This is a genomic window from Streptomyces himalayensis subsp. himalayensis (assembly GCF_013778455.1).
In the GTDB taxonomy this organism is placed as follows: Bacteria; Actinomycetota; Actinomycetes; order Streptomycetales; family Streptomycetaceae; genus Streptomyces; species Streptomyces himalayensis.
In genome coordinates, this window is the sequence record NZ_JACEHE010000008.1 from 162,093 (window position 1) to 184,167 (window position 22,075).

Below are 22,075 nucleotides of genomic sequence, written 5' to 3' on the forward strand. Positions count from 1 at the left end.
CGTTTGGCTGTGCACACCGCACAGACCGTGCAGAAAGGGACGGACGCGAGTGAACGGACCCCTCATCGTCCAGTCGGACAAGACCCTGCTCCTCGAAGTGGACCACGACCAGGCCGACGCCTGCCGTCGTGCCATCGCGCCCTTCGCGGAGCTGGAGCGGGCCCCCGAGCACATCCACACCTACCGTGTGACGCCGCTCGGCCTGTGGAACGCGCGCGCCGCGGGCCACGACGCCGAGCAGGTCGTGGACGCCCTCGTGCAGTACAGCCGCTATCCCGTGCCGCACGCGCTGCTCGTCGACATCGCCGAGACGATGGACCGGTACGGCCGCCTCACGCTCTCCAAGGACCCCGCGCACGGCCTGGTCCTGACGACCACCGACCGTCCCGTACTCGAGGAGATTCTGCGCTCGAAGCGGATCAAGCCGCTGGTGGGCGCCCGTATCGACCCCGACACGGTGGCCGTGCACCCGTCCGAGCGCGGCCAGGTCAAGCAGACGCTGCTGAAGCTGGGCTGGCCCGCCGAGGACCTCGCCGGATACGTCGACGGCGAGGCCCACCCGATCGAGCTGGCCGAGAACGGCTGGGCGCTGCGCCCGTACCAGAAGCAGGCCGTGGAGAGCTTCTGGCACGGCGGATCCGGTGTCGTCGTCCTGCCCTGCGGGGCCGGGAAGACGCTGGTCGGCGCGGGGTCGATGGCGCAGGCGAAGGCGACGACGCTGATCCTCGTCACGAACACGGTCTCGGCCCGCCAGTGGAAGCACGAGCTGGTGAAGCGGACGTCGCTGACCGAGGAGGAGATCGGCGAGTACAGCGGTACGCGCAAGGAGATCCGCCCGGTCACCATCGCCACGTACCAGGTCCTGACGACGAAGCGGAAGGGCATCTACCCGCACCTCGAGCTGTTCGACTCCCGCGACTGGGGCCTCATCGTCTACGACGAGGTGCACCTGCTGCCCGCGCCGGTCTTCAAGTTCACGGCCGATCTGCAGGCGCGCCGCCGCCTGGGTCTGACCGCGACGCTCGTACGCGAGGACGGCCGCGAGTCGGACGTGTTCTCGCTGATCGGGCCGAAGCGTTTCGACGCGCCGTGGAAGGAGATCGAGGCGCAGGGCTACATCGCGCCCGCGGACTGCGTCGAGGTCCGTGTCAACCTCACCGACTCGGAGCGGCTCGCGTACGCCACGGCGGAGACCGAGGAGAAGTACCGCTACTGCGCGACGACGGACACCAAGCGCCACGTCACCGAGGCGCTGGTGCGCAAGCACAAGGGTCAGCAGACCCTCGTCATCGGCCAGTACATCGACCAGCTCGACGAGCTGGGCGAGCACCTGGACGCGCCGGTCATCAAGGGCGAGACGTCGAACGCGCAGCGCGAGAAGCTGTTCGACGCGTTCCGGCAGGGCGAGATCTCCGTCCTGGTCGTGTCGAAGGTCGCGAACTTCTCCATCGACCTTCCGGAGGCGACGGTCGCCATCCAGGTATCGGGCACGTTCGGCTCGCGCCAGGAGGAGGCCCAGCGCCTCGGCCGCGTGCTGCGCCCGAAGGCCGACGGCCATCCGGCGATCTTCTACTCGGTGGTCGCCCGCGACACGATCGACCAGGACTTCGCGGCACACCGCCAGCGGTTCCTGGCGGAGCAGGGGTACGCGTACCGCATCGTGGACGCGGACGAGTTGCTGGCGGGGGGCGCCTGACGGTCGCGTCAGGCGCACGGAGCTGTCCCGGCCCATAGGGCCGGGTGAGCAAGACCGCGAGATCCGACTGACGTCACAGATTGTCGCGGAGTACATGATCTCGCGTGGCCGTCTGCTCCTCGTCGTCCTGCGGATCTTTGACGACACGGACATTCTGCTGGCCGAGGACTGATCGGACGGCCCGCTGGTCCGGGAGCCAGGCCGAGACCGTACCGCGCAGTTCCGGTACCAGGGACAGCAGCACCAGCCCCACCAGCGGATACGGCGACGCCAACGGCTGCTGCCACCAGGGCAGTCGCAGGTCCAGGTCGCCCTGGTGCGGCACCAGCCACATCGTGCGCGCGGTGAACAGGACCGCCACCCCCGCGGCCAGGCGAAGTCGGCCCTCCGCGACCAGCACCCCGATCAGCGGGACGCACCACACCCAGTGGTGCGACCAGCTGATGGGCGAGACGAGGAGCGCGGTGACGGCGGTGACGAGGATGCCCCACCGGTCGTCGGGGACCCGGCGGGCCAGCCACAGGCCGGCCACCGCCACGGCGGCCGCGGGCACCGCCCAGGCGAGCCCCGGCGACGGGTCGCCGAGGGTTCGCGCGACGAGCCCCTGAAGCGACTGGTTGTCGACGATCCACGCCTTGCCGACCCGGCCGGTCTCGAACATCCGGCGGGTCCAGAACTCGACGCTGGCGGCCGGGAGGGCGAGCGCGCCCAGCAGTACGGTGCCGGCGAAGGCGGCCAGTCCGGTGAGGCCCTCGCGCACCCGCCGTGTGACCAGCAGATAGAGGATGAACGCCGCGGGCGTGAGCTTGACTCCGGCGGCGATGCCGAGCGCGAAGCCCTTGCCGACGGCACCGGGCGCCCTGGTCAGGTCCCAGAGGACCAGACAGGCCAGGGCGAGGTTGATCTGCCCGAAGAGCAGCGTCTGGAAGACGGGTTCGAGCCAGAGCGCGGCCGCCGACGCGGCGCAGACGGCGGGGAACGTCGCGCGCAGCCCGGCGAACCGGCACGAGAGCCACACGAGCAGCGTGAGCAGCGCGGCGTTCCCGGCGACGAAGACGGCCTTGAGGATTCCCAGGGGGAGCCAGGTGGTGGGTACGAACAGGATCGCGGCGAACGGCGGATAGGTCGCGGGCAGACGCCATTCGGTGACCGTGAAGCCGTAGAGATCGCGGCCGGTGACCACGGCGGAGCCCTCGGCCCGGTACACCAGGGCGTCGGCCATGGGGATGCGCTGGACGGCACAGAGCACGAGGAGGGCGGCGAGGGACAGCGCGAGCAGCAGACCCGCTGCACTATGCGATCGGAGGATCACAGTCCGGTACTTCACGGGCGCGACCCTAGTGGATCGACGCCGTCGTCAGGGGGTGCGGCGCCTGCCGTCACGCTCACGGGGGCGCTTGCGGCACAGAGGGGCGGACGTGCCGAGTGGATGGAGGCCGGCGGTCGGCTCAGCGGCGGCGGACGCCCGCCTCCTCCGCGTACTCGCCGAGGACGATCACCCTGAACGCGGCGCTCAGAAAGACCCTGACGGCGCGCAGCACGTCGCCGATGCGGTGGCTGTGGTGGCTTCCGGTGGCGGCGGTGGCGCCCGGCGGGCCGGAGTGGAGGGAGGCCGGAGAGAAGGCTGCAGTGGTCATGTCTCCATGATGGAAAACCGGCCCTGCAGGGGCATCGGCCCACGGATGTAACCTGCGGCGGCACCGCGTACGACCCGCGGCGGAGCCGTCCCCCTAAGGTCCTGCGAGCGTCGCAGTCTCCGGTACGGCGCGGACAGGCCGCGGGCCCCGGCTTCGCGCGGCGTCGCGCACGCGACGACCCGCCCGCGGAAATTGGTTGGCCCCGCCCCGGCCTCCTGTCCTAGAATCGCCGACCTTGCCCGCCTCCCCTGCGAGGAGCGCGGTCGGCCGGACGGAAACCGGTCGGCATCCCGCACGACAGCATGCGCACGCCGCGGCCCGTACGGCACCACGAGCGACGCGCCTCGAGTCGTACGCCCTACGCATGCAGGACCTTGTCACGCAGCACCTTTCCGGAGGCAACCCCGTGTCCAGCTCGTCCGCGCCGTCCGCCGCGCCGTCCGAAGGCCCGTCAGAGCGACCCACCGACGGTCCCACCGAACGGCCCTCCGAACGGCCCTCCGAACGGCCCTCCGACGGCCCGTCAGACAGCCCGCTCGCCCGTGAGCGCTCCCATCTCGCCTCCTCCCGCGCCGCGTTGCGGGCCATGCGCGAGGACGTCGAGTCCCTCGACATCAGCGACGTCACCGCGAACTGGGTGAACGCGGCAGTCCTCGAGCACCAGATCGACGAGCGCATCAAGTCCCTCGCGGACCTCGCCCACACCCCGCTGTTCTTCGGCCGGCTGGACTACATGCACGCACCGGGCGCCGATCAGGCCGAAGGGGCTGACGGAGAGCGCTTCTACATCGGGCGGCGGCACGTCCACGACGCCGAGGGCGACCCGATGGTCATCGACTGGCGCGCCCCGGTGTCCCAGCCGTTCTACCGGGCGTCCAAGAAGGACCCCATGGACGTCGCGCTGCGCCGCCGCTTCGGGTACACGGGCGGCGACCTCACCGCGTACGAGGACGAACACCTCTCCGACCCGGCAGAGGCGGCCCGCACGAGCAAACTCCTCCAGCAGGAGATCGAGCGCCCGCGCGTCGGCCCCATGCGCGACATCGTCGCCACGATCCAGCCGGAGCAGGACGAGATCGTACGGTCGGGGCTGTCCGGCACCGTCTGCGTACAGGGCGGCCCGGGCACCGGGAAAACCGCCGTCGGCCTGCACCGGGTCGCGTATCTGCTCTACGCGCACCGCGAGCGGCTCGCCCGCACGGGCACCCTCGTCATCGGCCCGAACGCGTCCTTCCTGCACTACATCGAGCAGGTCCTGCCCGCCCTGGGCGAGCTGGAGGTCAAGCAGGCGACGGTCGACGACCTGGTCGCGCACGTGGAGGTGCGGGGCACGGACGACCCGGCCGCCGCGCTGGTCAAGGGCGACGCGAGGATGGCGGAGGTCCTGCGCCGGGCCGTCCGCTCACACGTCACCATGCCCACCGAGCCGGTCGTCGTCGTCCGCGGCTCGCGCCGCTGGCGCATCCCGGCGTACGAACTCGATGAGCTCGTCCAGGAGTTGCTGGACCGCGACATCCGCTACGGCGCCGCCCGCGAGGCCCTCCCGCAGCGCATCGCGCACGCCGTCCTGGTGCGGATGGAGCAGTCGGGCGAGGCACCGGACGACCGGGTTCAGGACGCGGTGGCGCGCAACGCCGCGGTGAAGGCGGCGGTCAAGGCGATCTGGCCGGCCGTCGACCCGGCGAAACTCGTGCTGCGCCTTCTCTCCGACGCCGACTTCCTCGCCGCACACGCGGAAGGGATCCTCGACGAGGAAGAGCAGAAGGCGATCATCTGGGCGCAGCCCGGATCCGGTAAAAGGGCCCCGCGGAGCGTGAAGTCGGCGAAGTGGTCGGCCGCGGACGCCGTCCTGATCGACGAGGTGACCGACCTCGTCCAGCGCACGCACTCCCTCGGGCATGTCGTACTCGACGAGGCGCAGGACCTCTCCCCCATGCAGTACCGGGCGGTGGGCCGCCGCTGCACGACGGGCTCGGCGACCGTGCTCGGCGATCTGGCGCAGGGCACGACGCCATGGGCGACCCCGAGTTGGGACGTGGCGCTGCGCCACCTGGGCCATCCGGGCGCGATCGTCGAGGAGCTGACCGCGGGCTTCCGTGTGCCCCGCGAGGTCATCGCGTACGCGTCCCGGCTGCTGCCCGCGATCGCTCCGGAGCTCACGGCGGTGGAGTCGATGCGTGAGACGCCGGGCTCACTGACGGTACGCCGGCTGGGCGAGGCCGCCGGCCTGGACGCGGCGGCCCTGGAGGCCTGCACGGAGTCGCTGCGCCACGAGGGCTCGATCGGCCTGATCGCGGCCGACGCCCGCATCCCCGCGCTGGCCGAGGCGCTGACGGCGGCCGGGATGCCGTATCTCTCCCCCGGCGAGGAGACAACCCCGGACACCCGCCTCACCCTGGTGCCGGCATCGCTGGCGAAGGGCCTCGAGTACGACTACGTGGTGCTCGACGAGCCGTCCGCCATCGTCGACGCCGAACCGGACGAACGCACCGGCCTGCGCCGTCTCTACGTCGCGCTGACCCGAGCGGTCTCGGGCCTGACCGTGGTGCACGCGGCACCGCTGCCCAAGCAGCTCGCCGAGCCGCACTTCTGACCGCCCCCGACCGCTTTCGATGACATCCGATCGAAATGGGCCCGGCCTTGCGCGTCCATTCGTACTGGCGCGCGAGGCTACGAGCCCCGGGGTCATCCTCATGGCGTCACCGGGCGTGTTCCGTTGCTGCCGACGGCGGAACGAGGACCCTCGGCCGCATGAAGAAGATCAGAAGGCGTTTCGCCAGTGCGGTGGGCGGCGCCTGTGCGGCCGTCCTGGCGCTCACCGGCGCAGCGGTACTGCCCCCCGGAGTCGCCGCAGCAGGAACGATCATGCAGACGACCCTCTCCATCGGCAACCCGGTGGACGGCAACCACGGCTTCGGCGTGATCTCCGAAGGCGACATGGTGCTGGGCAGCACCGAGACGGAGGGCAACGTCGCCGTCGGCGGAGACCTGAGCTACGGCGCCAACTACAACGTCTCGCTGCACACCACGGGCTCGTTCACCGCTCCCGGTGACGCCGAGCCCACGGCACTCCTCATCGAGGGAGCGGTCGATTACCCCGACGGAAATCCTGCGGGCGTGCTGAGGGTCCTCAACAACGGCTACGTCAAGATCGGTGACCTGTCGGGAAGCGACGTCCTGACGGAGGACAGCAACGGCGCTTCGGTCAACACACGGGTCGTCGCCACCGGGGCGGCATACGACTCGGTGCCGCGCATCGAACTGAGCACGCGCCAGCCGGCGGCATCGGTCGGTCCCGTCTCCGGCCTGCTGGACTTCGCATCCCTCTTCGCCCGCTACCGCGAGCGCTCCTCGACCCTGGCGAGGTGCAACAGCACGGTGCAGCTGCTGGATGCGAACGGCGATCCGCTGGCGGACTAGAGCACCGTACCGCCCGGCTCGAACATCAGGATCTCGCTGGCCACCGACCGCACGAACGTGCTCCGTCTGACCGGGGCGATGCTGAACAACATCTCGACGCTGACGTTCTTGAACCGCCCGACGACCTCGGGGCCGCTGGTCATCGTCGTGGACACCACGGCCGGGGGCGGCTCGTTCGCGTGGGACACCCCCACCATGGCCGGGGTCACCGGCAGCGACGCCCCGTACATCCTGTGGAACTACCCGGACGCCACGGCGGTCACCCTCACCACCGGGGACTCGATCGAGGGCACCATCTACGCACCTCGTGCGCATCTGTCGGACCTGATCCCGTCCAACATCGAAGGGGACGTGATCGCGAACCGGTTCACCGCCGGTCCGCCCGTCGGCGGGAACGCCGGCGAGATCCACGAGTTCCCCTTCGACGCGGACCTGGAGTGCGTCACGGGTACGGTCGAGCCGACGCCCGAGCCGTCGCCCACCTGCCCGACGCCGACCGCGACCGAGCCGGGAGTGAGCACGACGACGCCCAGCACCCCTGGGGTCACCCAGCCCGGGCCCACGCCGAGCGCGACCCAGCCCGGTCCCACACCGAGCGCCAGTCAGCCCGGGGCCACACCGAGCGCCAGTCAGCCCGGGGCCACGCCGAGCACCACCCGGCCTGGCGCCACACCACCGGGCACCGCGCCACCCCGCGAACCGACTCCCAAACCGACGTGTCCTCCGCAGCTCGCGGACACAGGTTCGGGGAGCGTGCCTGTGTACCTGGCCGCGGCGGCAGCGCTGCTGACCGCGGCTGTGGGAGGGGTACTGCTGTTGTGGCGCCGCTTCAAGGGCTGATCGCGGAGGCGGGAGACGCCTCGGAGCTGTGGCGCGGGAGGCGGGAGACGCCTCGGAGCTGTGGCGCGGGAGGCGGGATGTGCCTCCAGGGCTTGCCAGCGGAGTCCGGCAAGCCCTGGCCGGCCCTCTGACGACAGAGGCGGGACGCGCCCCAGCCCTCCAACCGCAGATGCGGGACACGCCTCGGGGAGAGAGGCCTCTCGGACCCTGATCGCGGTGGCGTGGCGCCTCAGGCGCCTGATCGCCGGAGGCCGCTCAGGCGGTGTCCAGTGCCGCGCGCCACTGCGCCACGGCATCCGCCGAGACCGGTGCCGCCCAGCCGCCCGGGCGGGCCGCGCCACCGATGTGGAAGCCGTCGATGCCCGCGGCCCGCAGCCGCGGCACATGGTCGAGGCGAAGGCCGCCGCCGATCAGGATCTGCTGGGTGTAGCCCGGCTCGCCCTGCCGGGCCGCCTCGGCGACGAGGACGTCCAGCCCGTCGTCGACACCGGCCGCCGACCCGGCGGTCAGATAGGTGTCGAGCCCCGGCAGATCCGCGAGCTGCTTGCGCAGCGCGTCGCGGTCGGCGGCGTGGTCGACGGCCCGGTGGAACGTCCACCGGCACCCGTCGACCGCGCCGGCCACGGCCTCGATCGCACCCATGTCCGGCTCCCCGGCCGCGGTCAGGAACCCGAGCACGAACTCGCCGGCCCCTTCCGACCGCAGCACACGCGCTTCCCGTACGAGCCTGTCGCGCGCGGCGGCGTCCCCCGCCGCGAACCCGTCCGAGAGCCGCAGCATCACGCGCAGCGGGATGTCGACGGCGGCGCGGATCCGGGCGAAGGTGTCGTGTGACGGCGTCAGCCCGTCGGAGGCCATGTCGGTGACCAGCTCCAGCCGGTCCGCGCCTCCGGCCTGCGCGGCGACCGCGTCCTCGGGGGTGAGGGCGATCACCTCCAGAACTGCACGCTTGCTCATGGGACCCCAATCGTCGGGTGGCTACAGGGCAAACGGGCCTACCGGCCCCTCAGACCTGCACGCCCAACAGGTCTAGTCCAATATCCAGCCTACGCCCTGACGGCCTCGCTCGACAGACGATCACGCGGGGGCGCAAGCGCGGAACGGCGACAAACTCGGGCCGGAGGGCCGCAACACTCTGCCCCGAGCACCGAAGCCCCGCTCCCGTAGACAATGGCGGGCATGGCCGCCACACCATCCCAGCCCGCCCTCGCAGACCTGCCCACCCGCTGGTCCTCAACGGTCGCGACCGTCCGCGACATGGACCGCGACATGGACAGGGACGCCGCCCGCGATACTGCCGGGGACCAGCCCTCCGCGCACCCGTACGCCGACGACCTCCTCGCCCGCTGGTCGGAACCCCACCGCCGCTACCACACCGTCGACCACCTGCGAGCTGTCCTCGACCGCATCGACGTACTGGAGCAGTACGCCGACGACCCCGCCCTGGTCCGCCTGGCCGCCTGGTTCCACGACGCGGTCTACCTCCCCGACCGCTCGACGAACGAGGAGCGCAGCGCCCGCCTCGCCGAGCGGGCGCTGCAGGAGCTCGGCATCGAGGAGTCCCGCACGGCCGAGGTCGCCCGCCTGGTCCTTCTCACGGTCACCCACGACCCGCAGGAGGACGACGCCAACGGTGCGGTCCTGTGCGACGCGGACCTGGCGATCCTCGCCTCACCCCCCGAGACATACGCCGCCTACGCCGCCGCCGTCCGCGAGGAGTACGGCTTCGTACCCGACGACGCTTTCCGCCAGGGCCGCGCCGCGGTCCTGCGCCACCTCCTCGACCTGCCGACCCTGTTCCGCACTCCGTACGGCAGGGAGCACTGGGAGGACCGGGCCCGCCGGAACCTGGCGACGGAGCTGGGCCTGCTGACGGACTGAACCAAGGCCTGCGCCGCAGACCCGCGTCGCAGGCGGTGGTTTCACGCGCGGGCTTCACCAGGGTCGGCGAGCGCGAGACCAACTACACGTACGAACTGCGCGCCTGACGCGTACGCATCGGACGCCCCAGAACCCCGGACGGGCTCACGAACCCGAGCCCCTCGACACGTACGACCCCTTACGCCTGCGCAACCCCGACTCCGTCAGCAGCCGCACCACCTCGCGGCTGCTGACCTCCACCGCTCCCGCCGCCACCGCGTCCGCGTACCAGTGCGACGGCAGGTCGTAGTGGTCGCGTTCGAAACCCCGGGCCGGGACGCCCAGCCGCTCGGCGAAGGCGTGCAGTTCGTCGTACGAGACGTCGCTGATCAGGTGGGACCACATGCGGCCGTGGCCGGGCCAGGTGGGCGGGTCGATGTAGAGGGTCACGACGTGGTCGTCTCGCCGCACGCCCCGAGCGAGCCGACCGCCGCCACCTTCACGCCGATCTTGCCGCACACCCAGTGCGGATCGGGCCCGAGTTCGGGCTCGACGTCGAGGGCATGGGGGTCTCCGGAGCCGCAGACCGGGCACAGCGGCCACCGGCCGTACCGTTCCAGGAGGGCGTCCTGCACATCCTGGGCGACCAGCCCGGCCACGTAGTGCACGCCCTCCGGCCACTGCTCGACCCACCAGCGACGCTGGGCCACCGACTCCTCGACCATCGAGACGACGTCGGCCTCGGCCACCTCACGCGCGATGAGATCCGCCAGCACCAGCGCACGCGCCGCATGCAGGGCCTGCTCCAGCGGGCTGACGTGGTGCGGTGCGTCCGAGGAGTCCATGAGCCCATTGTGCGGGGCCCTCGCGGATACCACCAAGCTCCCACGTCCCCCGGAGGTCAAGACCGGTGGAAACCGGGCTGACGCACTCTTGACCGCCGACCGCCTCGAAAATATCTTTCACATGTGACCAGCGATGTGAAGGAAATTTTCGCGGGCGCGGGCAGCGCCTCGCCGGCCCCGGCCGCCCTCGCGGCCAAGGTACGTACGCTCGCGCCGTCGATGACCCGCTCGATGCAGCGGGTCGCCGAAGCCGTCGCCGGCGATCCGGCCGGCTGCGCGGCCCTCACGGTCACCGGCCTCGCCGAGCTCACGGGCACCAGCGAGGCGACGGTGGTCCGCACCGCCCGCCTCCTCGGCTACCCCGGCTACCGCGATCTGCGCCTGGCCCTGGCCGGCCTCGCCGCCCAGCAGCAGTCGGGCCGCGCCCCGTCCGTCACGGCGGACATCGCGGTCGACGACCCGATCGCGGACGTGGTGGCGAAACTGGCGTACGACGAGCAGCAGACCCTCGCCGACACCGCCGCCGGACTCGACACCGCCCAGCTCGGCGCGGCCGTCACGGCGCTCGCCGCCGCCCGCCGCATCGACATCTACGGCATCGGCGCGTCGTCCCTGGTCGGGCAGGACCTGGCGCAGAAGCTGCTGCGCATCGGCCTCATCGCGCACGCCCACGGCGATCCGCACCTGGCCATAACCAACGCCGTCCAGTTGCGCGCCAAGGACGTGGCGATCGCGATCACCCATTCCGGCTCGACGGGCGACGTCATCGAGCCGCTGCGTGTGGCCTTCGAGCACGGCGCCACGACGATCGCGATCACAGGCCGCCCCGACGGGCCCGTCTCGCAGTACGCCGACCACATCCTGACCACGTCCACGGCGCGGGAGAGCGAGCTGCGCCCCGCGGCCATGTCCTCGCGCACCAGCCAACTGCTCGTCGTGGACTGCCTGTTCGTGGGAGTGGCCCAGCGGACGTACGAATCCGCGGCGCCGGCCCTGTCCGCCTCGTACGAGGCGCTGGCGCACCGCCACTCCCCGCGCAACACGCGCCGCTGACCCGGCGCCCGGCGCCGCCGTCAGGCCTCGACCACGGGCACCGCCGTCACACCCCCAGGCACCGCCGCCCCGACCCGACCCCACGGACAGCCGCCCCCCACACACGGCACCGAAATGAGCCGCCGCCCATGACCTCCCGAACCTCCAGAAGCTCCCGTAACGACGACGACACCCCCATCGCCGAGACCCCCTCAGGAGCCGCGCCCACCGCCCACGGCGCGCCCACCGCCCACACCAGGTCAGCCGCCTACCGCGATCTCCGCGCCGAACTGGCCGCTCTCACCACGGAGGCGTTCCGGCCCGAGCTCTCCGAGATCGACCGGCTGCCCACGCTGGAGATCGCGAAGATCATGAACGGCGAGGACGCCACCGTCCCCTCGGCCGTCGCCGCGCAGCTGCCCCGGATCGCCGCGGCGATCGACGACACCGCCGCCCGCATGTCCCGCGGCGGCCGTCTCGTCTACGCGGGAGCGGGTACGGCGGGCCGCCTGGGCATCCTCGACGCATCCGAGTGCCCGCCCACCTTCAACACCGACCCGAGCGAGGTCGTCGGCCTGATCGCGGGCGGCCCGAGCGCCATGGTGACCTCGATCGAGGGCGCCGAGGACTCCAAGGAGCTGGCCGCCGCAGACCTGGACGGGCTCGGCCTCACCGCGGACGACGTGGTGGTCGGCATCTCGGCCTCCGGCCGCACCCCCTACGCGATCGGCGCCGTCGAACACGCACGCGCGCACGGCGCGCTGACGATCGGCCTTTCCTGCAACGCGGACAGCGCACTCGCAGCCGCGGCGGACCACGGCATCGAAATCGTCGTAGGGCCCGAACTCCTGACCGGCTCCACGCGACTGAAGGCGGGCACGGCCCAGAAGCTGGTCCTCAACATGCTCTCGACGATCACGATGATCCGGCTCGGCAAGACCTACGGAAACCTGATGGTCGACGTCCGCGCCTCGAACGACAAACTCCGCGCCCGCTCCCGCCACATCGTGGCCCTCGCCACGGGCGCACCGGACGACCAGATCGAGGCGGCGCTGAGCGCAGCCGACGGCGAGGTCAAGACGGCCATCCTGATCATCCTGGCCGACGTCGACGCGGCCACGGCGACCCGCCTCCTGACGAAAGCGGGAGGCCACCTGCGCAGCGCGATCAACTCAGCCGACGCCTGAGGACGGCCGCAACTTCCGGGCCAGGTGACGGCAACGACAACGAGACCGCTACAGCCGCGGCGAGAAACGGGACGCATCGTGAACCACACCCGCTGGAAGCTGGCCCGCGAGAAGAAACTCACCGAGGGTACGCCGAGTCCCCGGAGGTCGAGGCCGAGCGAGCGGAGATCCGGCTCGCGATGGCCTTCGCCAAGGCCGTCTACGACCGGCGCAAGGAGCTTGACCTCTCCCAGGCCGAGGTCGCCGAGCGTGCGGGGCTCACCCAGGCGAAGATCTCCCGCGTCGAAGGCGCCGACGCGGTACCGACGCTGCCCCTGCTGCGCCGACTGGCTCAGGCGCTCGACGCCTCCCTGAACATCGCCCTCGACGCGGACCACGAAGAGGTCACGTTCACCGCCCACCCAGCAGCCTGAACCCATGCCACCCGAGGGCGGCACCCCACGCGTTACGGGGATCCGAAGGCGGCCAGCGCCCTCGGCGCCTCCGGTTACTACCCGCTACACGTCGGCACTTGGCGCGTGCTGTACCGACCGGACGGCGCCACTGTCACCGTTTACGTGCTGAAGGTCGGCCGCAGCGCCTGACCATCCGCTCAACACGGGAGGGCGGCGCCCCTGGAAGAAGGGGCGCCGCCCTCGGCGTACAGCAATCATTCAGCTGAGCGACCGCAGCGCCGCCGCGTCGTACGCCCCCAGCTCGTCGAACCGGCCCCCCAGCACCTTCGCCGCCCACTCCGGGTCCTGCAGCAGCGCACGTCCGACCGCGACCAGGTCGAACTCCTCGCGCTCCAGCCGGTCCAGCAGGTCGTCGATGCCCTTGACCGGGGCGCCCTCGCCCTGGAAGGCGCGGAGGAACTCGCCGTCCAGGCCGACAGAGCCGACCGTGATGACCGGCTTGCCGGTGAGCTTCTTCGTCCAGCCGGCCAGGTTGAGGTCGGAGCCGTCGAACTCGGGCAGCCAGTAGCGGCGGGTGGAGGCGTGGAAGACGTCCACTCCGGCCTCGGCGAGCGGGGTGAGGATCGCCTCGAGCTCGGCCGGGTTCTCGGCGAGCCGGGCGTCGTAGTTGCCCGACTTCCACTGCGAGAAGCGGAAGATCACCGGGAAGTCCGGCGACACCGCCTTGCGGACCGCCGCCACGATCTCGGCGGCGAACTTCGTACGGGCCACCAGGTCGCCGCCATACTCGTCGGCGCGGCGGTTGGTGCCGGACCACAGGAACTGGTCGATGAGGTAGCCGTGGGCGCCGTGCAGTTCGACGCCGTCGAAGCCGATCCGCTCGGCAGCGGCCGCGGCCTCTGCGAAGGCCTCGATGACGTCGTCCAGGTCCTGCTGGGTCATGGCCTTGCCGGTTCCCTCGGTGCCGTCCAGGCGGATGCCGGACGGGCCGACCGCCGGGGCCTCCGGGAACGGGGGCTCGCCCGCGGCGCGCACCATGCCGATGTGCCACAGCTGCGGCACGATCTTCCCGCCCGCCGCGTGAACCGCCTCGGCGACCTTCGCCCAGCCCGCGAGCTGCTCCTCGCCGTGGAAGCGCGGGACGCGGTCGCTCTGCCCGGCCGACTCGTGGCCCACGTACGTGCCCTCGGTGACGATCAGTCCGACGCCGGCGGCGGCCCGGCGCGCGTAGTACCCCGCCACGTCCTCGCCGGGGACGCCGCCCGGCGAGAACTGCCGGGTCATGGGCGCCATGGCGATCCGGTTCGGGACGGTCAGGCCGTTCAGCTGGACGGGCCGGGAGAGGATCTGGGCCGCGCGGGAGGCGGAGGTGGAGGCCGTGACGGTCACGTGGGGGGCTCCTCGGAATCGGGGAATGACTGGCGGACAAGGCGTCGAACACGCGAGCAGATATGTGCACGTGCATCGACTGTCGTACGGGTCAACTGCCCGGCCCGTCACGACATTCCGCCGAGCCCTCCAGGCCCCGGTGTGATCCCGGACACGCCCGAGGGCGGCACCCCCTGGGAGAAAGGGTGCCGCCCTCGAAACTCAGGACGGTTGATCAACCTTCAGGTCGATCAGAAGTCCATGTCACCGCCCGGCATACCGCCGCCGGCCGGGGCCGCGGCCTTCTCCGGCTTGTCGGCGATGACGGCCTCGGTGGTGAGGAACAGCGCGGCGATGGAGGCGGCGTTCTGCAGGGCAGAGCGCGTCACCTTCGCCGGGTCGATGATGCCCTCGGCGATCATGTCGACGTACTCGCCGGTCGCGGCGTTCAGGCCGTGACCGACCGTCAGGTTGCGGACCTTCTCCACGACGACGCCGCCCTCGAGACCACCGTTGACGGCGATCTGCTTGAGCGGGGCCTCCAGTGCCAGCTTGACGGCGTTGGCGCCGGTCGCCTCGTCACCGTCGAGCTCGAGCTTCTCGAAGACAGCGGATGCCTGGATGAGAGCCACGCCACCACCGGCGACGATGCCCTCCTCGACGGCCGCCTTGGCGTTGCGGACGGCGTCCTCGATGCGGTGCTTGCGCTCCTTGAGCTCGACCTCGGTGGCGGCACCGGCCTTGATGACGGCCACGCCGCCGGCCAGCTTCGCCAGGCGCTCCTGGAGCTTCTCGCGGTCGTAGTCCGAGTCCGAGTTCTCGATCTCGGCGCGGATCTGGTTCACGCGGCCCGCGACCTGGTCGGCGGAACCGGCACCGTCGACGATGGTGGTCTCGTCCTTGGTGATGACGACCTTGCGGGCGCGGCCCAGGAGGTCCAGGGTCGCGTTCTCCAGCTTGAGGCCGACCTCCTCGGAGATGACCTCGCCGCCCGTGAGGATGGCGATGTCGCCGAGCATGGCCTTGCGGCGGTCGCCGAAGCCCGGGGCCTTGACGGCGACGGACTTGAAGGTGCCGCGGATCTTGTTGACGACCAGGGTCGACAGGGCCTCGCCCTCGACGTCCTCGGCGATGATCAGCAGCGGCTTGCCGGACTGCATGACCTTCTCGAGGAGCGGCAGCAGGTCCTTGACGTTGCTGATCTTCGAGTTGGCGATGAGGATGTACGGGTCGTCGAGGACGGCCTCCATACGCTCCATGTCGGTGGCGAAGTACGCCGAGATGTAGCCCTTGTCGAAGCGCATACCCTCGGTGAGCTCCAGCTCCAGACCGAAGGTCTGGGACTCCTCGACGGTGATGACGCCTTCCTTGCCGACCTTGTCCATGGCCTCGGCGATGAGCTCGCCGATCTGGGTGTCGGCGGCGGAGATGGAGGCGGTGGAGGCGATCTGCTCCTTGGTCTCCACGTCCTTGGCCTGCTCGAGCAGGGCGGCGGAGACGGCCTCGACGGCCTTCTCGATACCGCGCTTCAGGGCCATCGGGTTGGCGCCGGCGGCGACGTTGCGCAGGCCCTCGCGGACGAGCGCCTGGGCGAGGACGGTCGCGGTCGTCGTACCGTCACCGGCGACGTCGTCCGTCTTCTTCGCGACCTCCTTGACCAGCTCGGCGCCGATCTTCTCGTACGGGTCCTCGAGCTCGATCTCCTTGGCGATGGACACACCATCGTTGGTGATCGTGGGGGCGCCCCACTTCTTCTCGAGGACGACGTTGCGACCCTTGGGGCCAAGGGTGACCTTGACGGCGTCGGCGAGCTGGTTCATCCCGCGCTCGAGACCGCGCCGTGCCTCCTCGTCGAACGCGATGATCTTGGCCATGTGAAGTGGTCCTCCCGGACTGGGGTGGATTTCTCCGGACCGCGCTGGCGCCCGCGACGGACGGCCTGCATGCCTCGTGGTTCCTTGCCCCACCCGGCCTGCGGGCCTCACCGACCCGGTCCTTCATTGTCACTCTCACCTTCAGAGTGCTAACGCCAATGATTAGCACTCGCCCCCCTAGAGTGCAAGCGCCCGAAGGGCTTGTTGAGGGGTGGCGGTCGGGAGACGGGTGGGCGCAAGCGCCCGAAGGGCTCATTGAGGGGTGGCGGTCGGGGGACGGGTGGGCGCAAGCGCCTGTGGGGGTGCGCCACCCCGGGTGCGCGCCCTCTCCAGGATGGGGCGCGCGCTTCCCGGGGGCCCGCAGGCACACCGGAGGGCCCGTACCCCCACCGGGATACGGGCCCTCCGCGAACGTCGCTGCAGTCGGTCGGCGCTTCAGCCGGCCAAACGGACCATATCCGCCTGCGGCCCCTTCTGACCCTGCGAGATCTCGAACTCGACCCGCTGGCCCTCTTCAAGGGTGCGGTAGCCGTCCATCTGAATCGCGCTGTAGTGGACGAATACATCCGCACCACCGTCGACCGCGATGAAGCCGTACCCCTTCTCCGCGTTGAACCACTTGACGGTGCCCTGAGCCATGCCTAACTCCCCTATTACTGGCCCTTGCACAGGACCGCACTTCGCGGACCCGGGTCAGACCTCACCCCCCAACGGTTGGGGGTGTGCGCCGGAACGCGTCGACCGCGGCTGAATGTATCTGTCCAACTGCCGTCTGCAACAGGTCAATCGGACGAGAAATCCGGGCACGCACGATCGGAAATTTACGGAGGATCCGCCAGGACTCAGGGCAAGTCGGGCCCGGCAAAAGGAATGTAAGGCGCAAAAGAATGGGGCACTTTGGCTACTTCTCATCGGCTGCCGGGCGTGAAGTCATATGCACCGGACAAGAACGGCGAACCGAGTTCCCCAACTGTACCGCGCTCAACCATGCAGAATTGCCCCCTCCGCTTCTCTCGCGGAGGGGGCAATTCTGGTGACGCAGTGTGCGATATGCCGAACCGGCATACGGGCGGCCGGCATACGGGCGGTACGGCTCAGCAGCCGCCCGCACCGTGCTCGATCGTCAGCCTCCGGCGACGGCCGGGATGATCGAGACACCGGCGCCGTCCGGCGTGGCGGTCCCCAGGCCGTCCTCGAATCGGACGTCGTCGTCGTTGACGTACACGTTGACGAAGCGGCGCAGCTTGCCCTGGTCGTCGAGGACGCGCGCGGCGATGCCCGGGTGGTTCTTCTCCAGGGACTCGATGACCTCGGCGAGGGTCGCGCCCTCCGCCGTGACCTCGGCCTGGCCGCCCGTGTAGGTACGGAGGATCGTCGGGATGCGGACGTTGACGCTCATGCGGTTCACCTTCGGTGGGAGAGCGGGTTGTGGGTACGGGAGCTGATCAGGCGCAGGCCGGTGGTCGGTTGTGCCCACCCTCCCCCATCGCCTGCTGCCTTCAGGCCAGGCCGGCCTCGCGGAAGGCGTCGAGGTTCGGGCGGATCGTCGCGGTCGGGCCCGTGGTCGGCGCGACGGCGTCCAGCGTCTTGAGGCCGTCGCCCGTGTTGAGGACGACCGTGGTCAGCGACGGGTCCAGGACGCCGTTCTCGATCAGCTTGCGCGTGACGCCCACGGTCACACCGCCCGCCGTCTCGGCGAAGATGCCCTCCGTACGGGCCAGCAGCTTGATCGCGTCGACGATCTGCTCGTCGTTCACGTCCTCGACGGCGCCGCCGGTGCGGCGGGCGATGTCCAGGACGTAGGGACCGTCGGCCGGGTTGCCGATGGCGAGGGACTTGGCGATGGTGTCCGGCTTCTGCGGCTTCACGACGTCGTGGCCGGCCTTGAAGGCCGCCGACACCGGGGAGCAGCCCTCGGCCTGGGCACCGAAGATCTTGTACGGCTTGTCTTCGACCAGGCCGAGCTTGATCAGCTCCTGCAGACCCTTGTCGATCTTCGTGAGCTGCGATCCCGAGGCGATCGGGATCACCAGCTGGTCCGGAATCTGCCAGCCGAGCTGCTCGCAGATCTCGTACGCGAGCGTCTTGGAGCCCTCGCCGTAGTACGGCCGGAGGTTGACGTTGACGAAGCCCCAGCCCTCGCCCAGCGGGTCGCCGATGAGCTCGGAGCAGAAGCGGTTGACGTCGTCGTAGGTGCCCTCGATGCCGACCAGCTCGCCGCCGTAGACCGCGGCCATGACGACCTTGCCCTGCTCGAGGTCGTGCGGGATGAACACGCAGGAGCGGAAGCCGGCGCGGGCAGCGGCGGCGCCGACGGCACCGGCCAGGTTGCCCGTCGAGGAGCAGGAGAGCGTGGTGAAGCCGAAGGCGCGGGCGGCCTCGATGGCCTGGGCGACGACGCGGTCCTTGAAGGAGTGCGTCGGATTACCGGAGTCGTCCTTGATGAACAGGCCGCCGGTGACGCCGAGTTCACGGGCGAGGTTGTCGGCCTTGACGAGCTTGGTCCAGCCGGGGTTCAGGTTCGGCTTGGTGGCCACGTCCGCGGGGACGGGCAGCAGCGGTGCGTACCGCCAGAGGTTGTCGGGGCCGGCCTCGATCTGCTTGCGCAGGGCCTCGGGGTCACCGGTCGGCAGGTCGTATGCGACTTCGAGCGGGCCGAAACAGATCTCGCAGGCGAAGATCGGGCCGAGCGGGAAGCGCTCGCCGCACTCGCGACAGGACAGGGCCGAGGCGGGGCCGAGGTCTACGGCGTTGTCGTTGTCGACGGCGGTGGTGTCGTTGGTGGCAACAGTCTGCGCAGCCATGGAGGCGAGGCCCTTTCTCCTCATCTTCCTCGCGGCGCACTTCGCCGCGAGACGGATTTGGCACCTTCCCTAGCCGGGGCCTCGCGGAAATGATCAACGATGATCGGTACGAGAACCGGCTGGAGGGTTGCCGGGGCTTCAACGGGCCGTATCCCTCTGCCCCTCTGGATGAGCGGTATGGCGCCGGGCCGTGTGGGTCCCGGAGCGTTTGTTCGCGCCATGACCCCCGACATGCGATGGTCATCCGCGTTGTTCAAGACTGTAACCGAAGGCCAGGACAGTTGAGGTAGTCGTCCGAACCGCGAGATGGATCACAGGCCGTGGTCCCAGTGACGGGCCACCGAGTGGTCCCAGTGAGGGGGCACCAGAACGTGCTGGATGAAGTCGAGCGCTGGCTGAGCACGCGCTCCTGGTCGGTGACCGACCGTCCGCTCCGTCAGCTGATCGCGGCGAAGCGCGCCACCGGGCAGTCGGTGAGCGTCGTGCTGCCCGCGCTCAACGAGGAAAAGACGGTCGGCGAGATCGTCGCGGTGATCCGCCGCGAGCTGATGACCCGGGCCGTGCCCCTCGTCGACGAGCTCGTCGTGATCGATTCCGGTTCGACGGACCGTACGGCGGAGGTCGCCACGGCCGCCGGCGCCCGCGTCGTCCACCGCGACGAGATACTGCCCCGCATACCCGCGCTTCCCGGCAAGGGCGAGGTGCTGTGGCGCTCGCTGCTGGTCACCAGCGGCGACATCGTCGCCTTCGTAGACGCGGACCTGAAGGAGTTCTCCGCGGACTTCGTCTCGGGCATCGTGGGCCCGCTGCTCACCGAGCCCGGCGTGGACCTGGTCAAAGCGATGTACGACCGCCCGCTGGGCGCCGAGCTCGCAGGTGAGGGGAGTCGCGCAGGTGGCGCGCAGGGCGGCAGGGTCACCGAGCTGATGGCCCGCCCGCTGCTGAACATGCACTGGCCGCAGCTGGCCGGGTTCGTCCAGCCTCTGGGCGGCGAGTACGCGGCGCGCAGGTCCCTGCTCGAACAGCTGCCGTTCCCCGTCGGATACGGCGTCGAGCTGGGCATGCTCGTCGACGCCCTCCACCTCGTGGGCCTGGACGCGCTGGCGCAGGTCGATGTCGGCGTGCGCAAGCACCGGCACCAGGACGGGCAGGCCCTGGGCCGGATGGCGGCCGCGATCTACCGCACGGCGCAGCTGCGCCTGGCCCGCGGCCATCTCGTACGTCCCGTGCTCACCCAGTTCGAGCGCGGCGAGGACGGATTCGAACCGCGTACGTACTCGGTAGACATCGAGGAGCGTCCTCCGATGGCGGAGATCGCGGAGTACGCGGAGCGGCGCGCGGCGTAACCGCGTCATGAACATCTGGGTGGTGCGGCCTCTCGCCGCCCGGGCCGGAAGGGTGAGACGCCTTGATCGCGGCGTCTTGGTGCGCTGCTGCCGACCCGGTCAGCAGGGTGCGGCTGTGCCGCTCCATGAGGGTGGTGGTCGGGCGACAGGTGGGAGGTCGCCGCGTGTGACCGCCGTGTAACCCGTCGCGGCGACCGTATACGGCCATGGGTCCAGCCGAGTCGCCCGTACGTTTGAGCGTTTCCGGGCCGGGCTAAGTTGGGGCGTATGGCTTCCACTCAGGGTGCTCAGATCCTCGTCGCGTCCAATCGCGGCCCGGTCTCCTACACGCTGGAGGAGGACGGCTCGCTCACCGCCAGGCGCGGCGGTGGCGGTCTGGTGTCGGGCCTGTCGGCGATCGGCCACGACGCCGGCGCCGTATGGGTGTGCGCCGCTCTGGGCGACGGCGACCGCGAGGCCGTACGCCGCACGGGCGGCACGCTGGACCCGGCCGACACGGGCGGACAGCACGTCCGCATGCTGGGGATCGCGCCGGACGTGTACGACGACGCGTACAACGGCATCGCGAACTCGGTGCTGTGGTTCGTGCACCACATGCTGTACCAGACGCCGCTGGAGCCCGCCTTCGGCGCGGAGTTCCGGGCGCAGTGGGCCTCCTACGAGGCGTACAACCGGGCCTTCGCCGAGGCGCTGGCGGACGAGGCCGGGCAGGGCGCGGCCGTGGTGGTGCAGGACTACCACCTGGTACTGGTGCCGGGCATGCTCCGCGAGCTGCGCCCCGATCTCAGGATCGGGCACTTCTCGCACACGCCGTGGGCGCCCGTCGACTACTTCCGGATGCTGCCCGACGACATCGCGCGAGAGGTGCTGCGAGGCATCCTCGGCGCCGACCGCGCGGCATTCCTGACCTGGCGCTGGGCGAACGCGTTCACCACCTGCTGTATGGAACTGCTGGGGCCGGACGCCCTGGCCGACACCCGGATCGGCGTCCACGGGCTCGGCGCGGACGCGGATTTCCTGCGGGAGCGGTCGCGCCAGGAGGACGTCGAGGAGCGCATCGCCGTCCTGCGCGGCCAGGTCGGTCCGGGCCGCAAGACCATCGTCCGGGTCGACCGCACCGAGCTGTCCAAGAACATCGTCCGTGGCCTTCTCGCCTTCCGGCAGCTTCTTGAGGACCGCCCCGAGTGGCGCGAGCAGGTCGTGCACATCGCCATGGCCTACCCGTCACGGCAGGATCTCGCGGTCTACCGGGACTACATGACCGAGGTGCGCCGGGTCACCGACGAGATCAACGCGCAGTACGGCACGCCTGGCTGGACCCCCGTCCAGCTGCACCTCAAGGACGACTTCGCCCGCTCCCTTGCCGCCTACCGCATCGCCGACGTCGCACTGGTCAACCCCATCCGGGACGGCATGAACCTGGTCGCCAAGGAGGTCCCGGTCGTCTCCGACGAGGGGTGCGCCCTCGTCCTGTCACGGGAGGCCGGTGCGTACGAGGAGTTGGGCGAGGACGCGATCACGGTGAACCCGTACGACGTGTCGGGCACGGCCCAGGCGCTCCACGAGGCGCTCACCCTCCCCGACGGCGACCGCATCGAACGAGCGAAGCGCCTTGCGGCGTCGGCGACGGCCCTGCCCCCGACCCAGTGGTTCCTGGACCAGCTGCACGCGCTGGACACCTGAGCGCCGCCGCGCCGCTGTGGGCAGTCGTTCCGCTGGGGCGGAACGGGTGGGCACAGCGAAACCCCGCGACGGCGGGCACCGTGTAACA

18 protein-coding genes, 1 pseudogene and 1 riboswitch are annotated in these 22,075 nt (G+C 70.6%); of the genes and pseudogenes, 9 read left to right on the forward strand and 10 right to left on the reverse strand.

The features are described from left to right. The first annotated feature begins 49 nt into the window (after positions 1-49). Positions 50-1,696, forward strand: a complete 1,647-nt coding sequence (locus H1D24_RS15675; RefSeq protein WP_181658166.1) for a DNA repair helicase XPB — start codon at positions 50-52, stop codon at positions 1,694-1,696. A 73-nt stretch (positions 1,697-1,769) separates the two neighbouring features. Here the strand turns inward: H1D24_RS15675 and H1D24_RS15680 are convergent, their stop codons facing one another. Beyond that, entirely contained in the window at positions 1,770-2,975 is a 1,206-nt protein-coding gene (locus H1D24_RS15680; RefSeq protein WP_258564112.1) for a glycosyltransferase 87 family protein, read from the reverse strand. Between the two features lie 169 nt (positions 2,976-3,144). Further along, the gene (locus tag H1D24_RS15685; RefSeq protein WP_181658167.1) at positions 3,145-3,333 is read right to left on the reverse strand and encodes a hypothetical protein; all 189 of its coding nucleotides are present in this window, start codon (positions 3,331-3,333) and stop codon (positions 3,145-3,147) included. Between the two features lie 364 nt (positions 3,334-3,697). Here H1D24_RS15685 and H1D24_RS15690 point away from each other — a divergent pair, with 364 nt between their 5' ends. After that, positions 3,698-5,926 (forward strand): UvrD-helicase domain-containing protein, encoded by a 2,229-nt coding sequence (locus H1D24_RS15690; protein WP_181658168.1) that lies wholly within the window; start codon positions 3,698-3,700, stop codon positions 5,924-5,926. 272 nt (positions 5,927-6,198) lie between these two features. Further along, positions 6,199-7,593, forward strand: a pseudogene (locus H1D24_RS42390) (collagen-binding domain-containing protein). Positions 7,594-7,848: 255 nt separating this feature from the next. On the opposite strand, the gene H1D24_RS15705 reads toward H1D24_RS42390, so the two are convergent. Then, the gene (locus H1D24_RS15705; protein ID WP_181658171.1) at positions 7,849-8,550 is read right to left on the reverse strand and encodes a copper homeostasis protein CutC; all 702 of its coding nucleotides are present in this window, start codon (positions 8,548-8,550) and stop codon (positions 7,849-7,851) included. A gap of 222 nt (positions 8,551-8,772) precedes the next feature. Between H1D24_RS15705 and H1D24_RS15710 the strand changes: the two genes are divergently transcribed. Next, positions 8,773-9,474, forward strand: a complete 702-nt coding sequence (locus tag H1D24_RS15710) for an HD domain-containing protein (protein WP_181658172.1) — start codon at positions 8,773-8,775, stop codon at positions 9,472-9,474. 144 nt (positions 9,475-9,618) lie between these two features. Here the strand turns inward: H1D24_RS15710 and H1D24_RS15715 are convergent, their stop codons facing one another. Both H1D24_RS15715 and H1D24_RS15720 read right to left on the reverse strand, forming a co-directional pair. Continuing rightward, positions 9,619-9,903, reverse strand: coding sequence for a DUF4031 domain-containing protein (locus H1D24_RS15715; protein WP_181658173.1), 285 nt, complete (start codon positions 9,901-9,903; stop codon positions 9,619-9,621). Next, complete coding sequence (locus H1D24_RS15720) at positions 9,900-10,298, reverse strand: DUF8819 family protein (protein ID WP_181658174.1); 399 nt, start codon at positions 10,296-10,298, stop codon at positions 9,900-9,902. Before H1D24_RS15720 ends, H1D24_RS15715 begins: the two co-directional genes overlap by 4 nt. A 123-nt stretch (positions 10,299-10,421) precedes the next feature. Here H1D24_RS15720 and H1D24_RS15725 point away from each other — a divergent pair, with 123 nt between their 5' ends. From H1D24_RS15725 to H1D24_RS15735, 3 genes are all read left to right on the forward strand, one after another. Continuing rightward, complete coding sequence (locus tag H1D24_RS15725) at positions 10,422-11,351, forward strand: MurR/RpiR family transcriptional regulator (protein ID WP_181658175.1); 930 nt, start codon at positions 10,422-10,424, stop codon at positions 11,349-11,351. Positions 11,352-11,479: 128 nt separating this feature from the next. Continuing rightward, a complete protein-coding gene (murQ, locus tag H1D24_RS15730; RefSeq protein WP_181658176.1) occupies positions 11,480-12,517 on the forward strand; it encodes an N-acetylmuramic acid 6-phosphate etherase in 1,038 nt (345 codons plus the stop codon). Positions 12,518-12,696: 179 nt separating this feature from the next. Further along, positions 12,697-12,930: a helix-turn-helix domain-containing protein gene (locus H1D24_RS15735; RefSeq protein WP_309484329.1), complete on the forward strand. Its 234-nt coding sequence runs from the start codon at positions 12,697-12,699 to the stop codon at positions 12,928-12,930. Positions 12,931-13,170: 240 nt separating this feature from the next. Here the strand turns inward: H1D24_RS15735 and H1D24_RS15745 are convergent, their stop codons facing one another. The 5 genes from H1D24_RS15745 to thrC form a co-directional block, all read right to left on the reverse strand. Next, a complete protein-coding gene (locus H1D24_RS15745) occupies positions 13,171-14,301 on the reverse strand; it encodes an NADH:flavin oxidoreductase (RefSeq protein WP_181658177.1) in 1,131 nt (376 codons plus the stop codon). Between the two features lie 230 nt (positions 14,302-14,531). After that, entirely contained in the window at positions 14,532-16,154 is a 1,623-nt protein-coding gene (groL, locus tag H1D24_RS15750) for a chaperonin GroEL (protein WP_181658178.1), read from the reverse strand. Between the two features lie 435 nt (positions 16,155-16,589). After that, positions 16,590-16,793 carry a cold-shock protein gene (locus H1D24_RS15755; RefSeq protein ID WP_009339379.1) on the reverse strand — a complete coding sequence of 68 codons (204 nt, stop codon included), beginning with the start codon at positions 16,791-16,793 and terminating at the stop codon, positions 16,590-16,592. A 484-nt stretch (positions 16,794-17,277) separates the two neighbouring features. Next, a complete protein-coding gene (locus H1D24_RS15760; protein ID WP_181658179.1) occupies positions 17,278-17,553 on the reverse strand; it encodes a ubiquitin-like small modifier protein 1 in 276 nt (91 codons plus the stop codon). Positions 17,554-17,653: 100 nt separating this feature from the next. Next, entirely contained in the window at positions 17,654-18,958 is a 1,305-nt protein-coding gene (thrC, locus tag H1D24_RS15765) for a threonine synthase (RefSeq protein WP_258564094.1), read from the reverse strand. Positions 18,959-18,975: 17 nt separating this feature from the next. Beyond that, positions 18,976-19,133: riboswitch (SAM riboswitch) on the reverse strand. Between the two features lie 196 nt (positions 19,134-19,329). Here thrC and H1D24_RS15770 point away from each other — a divergent pair. Both H1D24_RS15770 and H1D24_RS15775 read left to right on the forward strand, forming a co-directional pair. After that, positions 19,330-20,304 carry a glucosyl-3-phosphoglycerate synthase gene (locus H1D24_RS15770; RefSeq protein ID WP_181658181.1) on the forward strand — a complete coding sequence of 325 codons (975 nt, stop codon included), beginning with the start codon at positions 19,330-19,332 and terminating at the stop codon, positions 20,302-20,304. Between the two features lie 267 nt (positions 20,305-20,571). Beyond that, complete coding sequence (locus H1D24_RS15775; RefSeq protein WP_181658182.1) at positions 20,572-21,987, forward strand: alpha,alpha-trehalose-phosphate synthase (UDP-forming); 1,416 nt, start codon at positions 20,572-20,574, stop codon at positions 21,985-21,987. Positions 21,988-22,075: the final 88 nt, after the last annotated feature.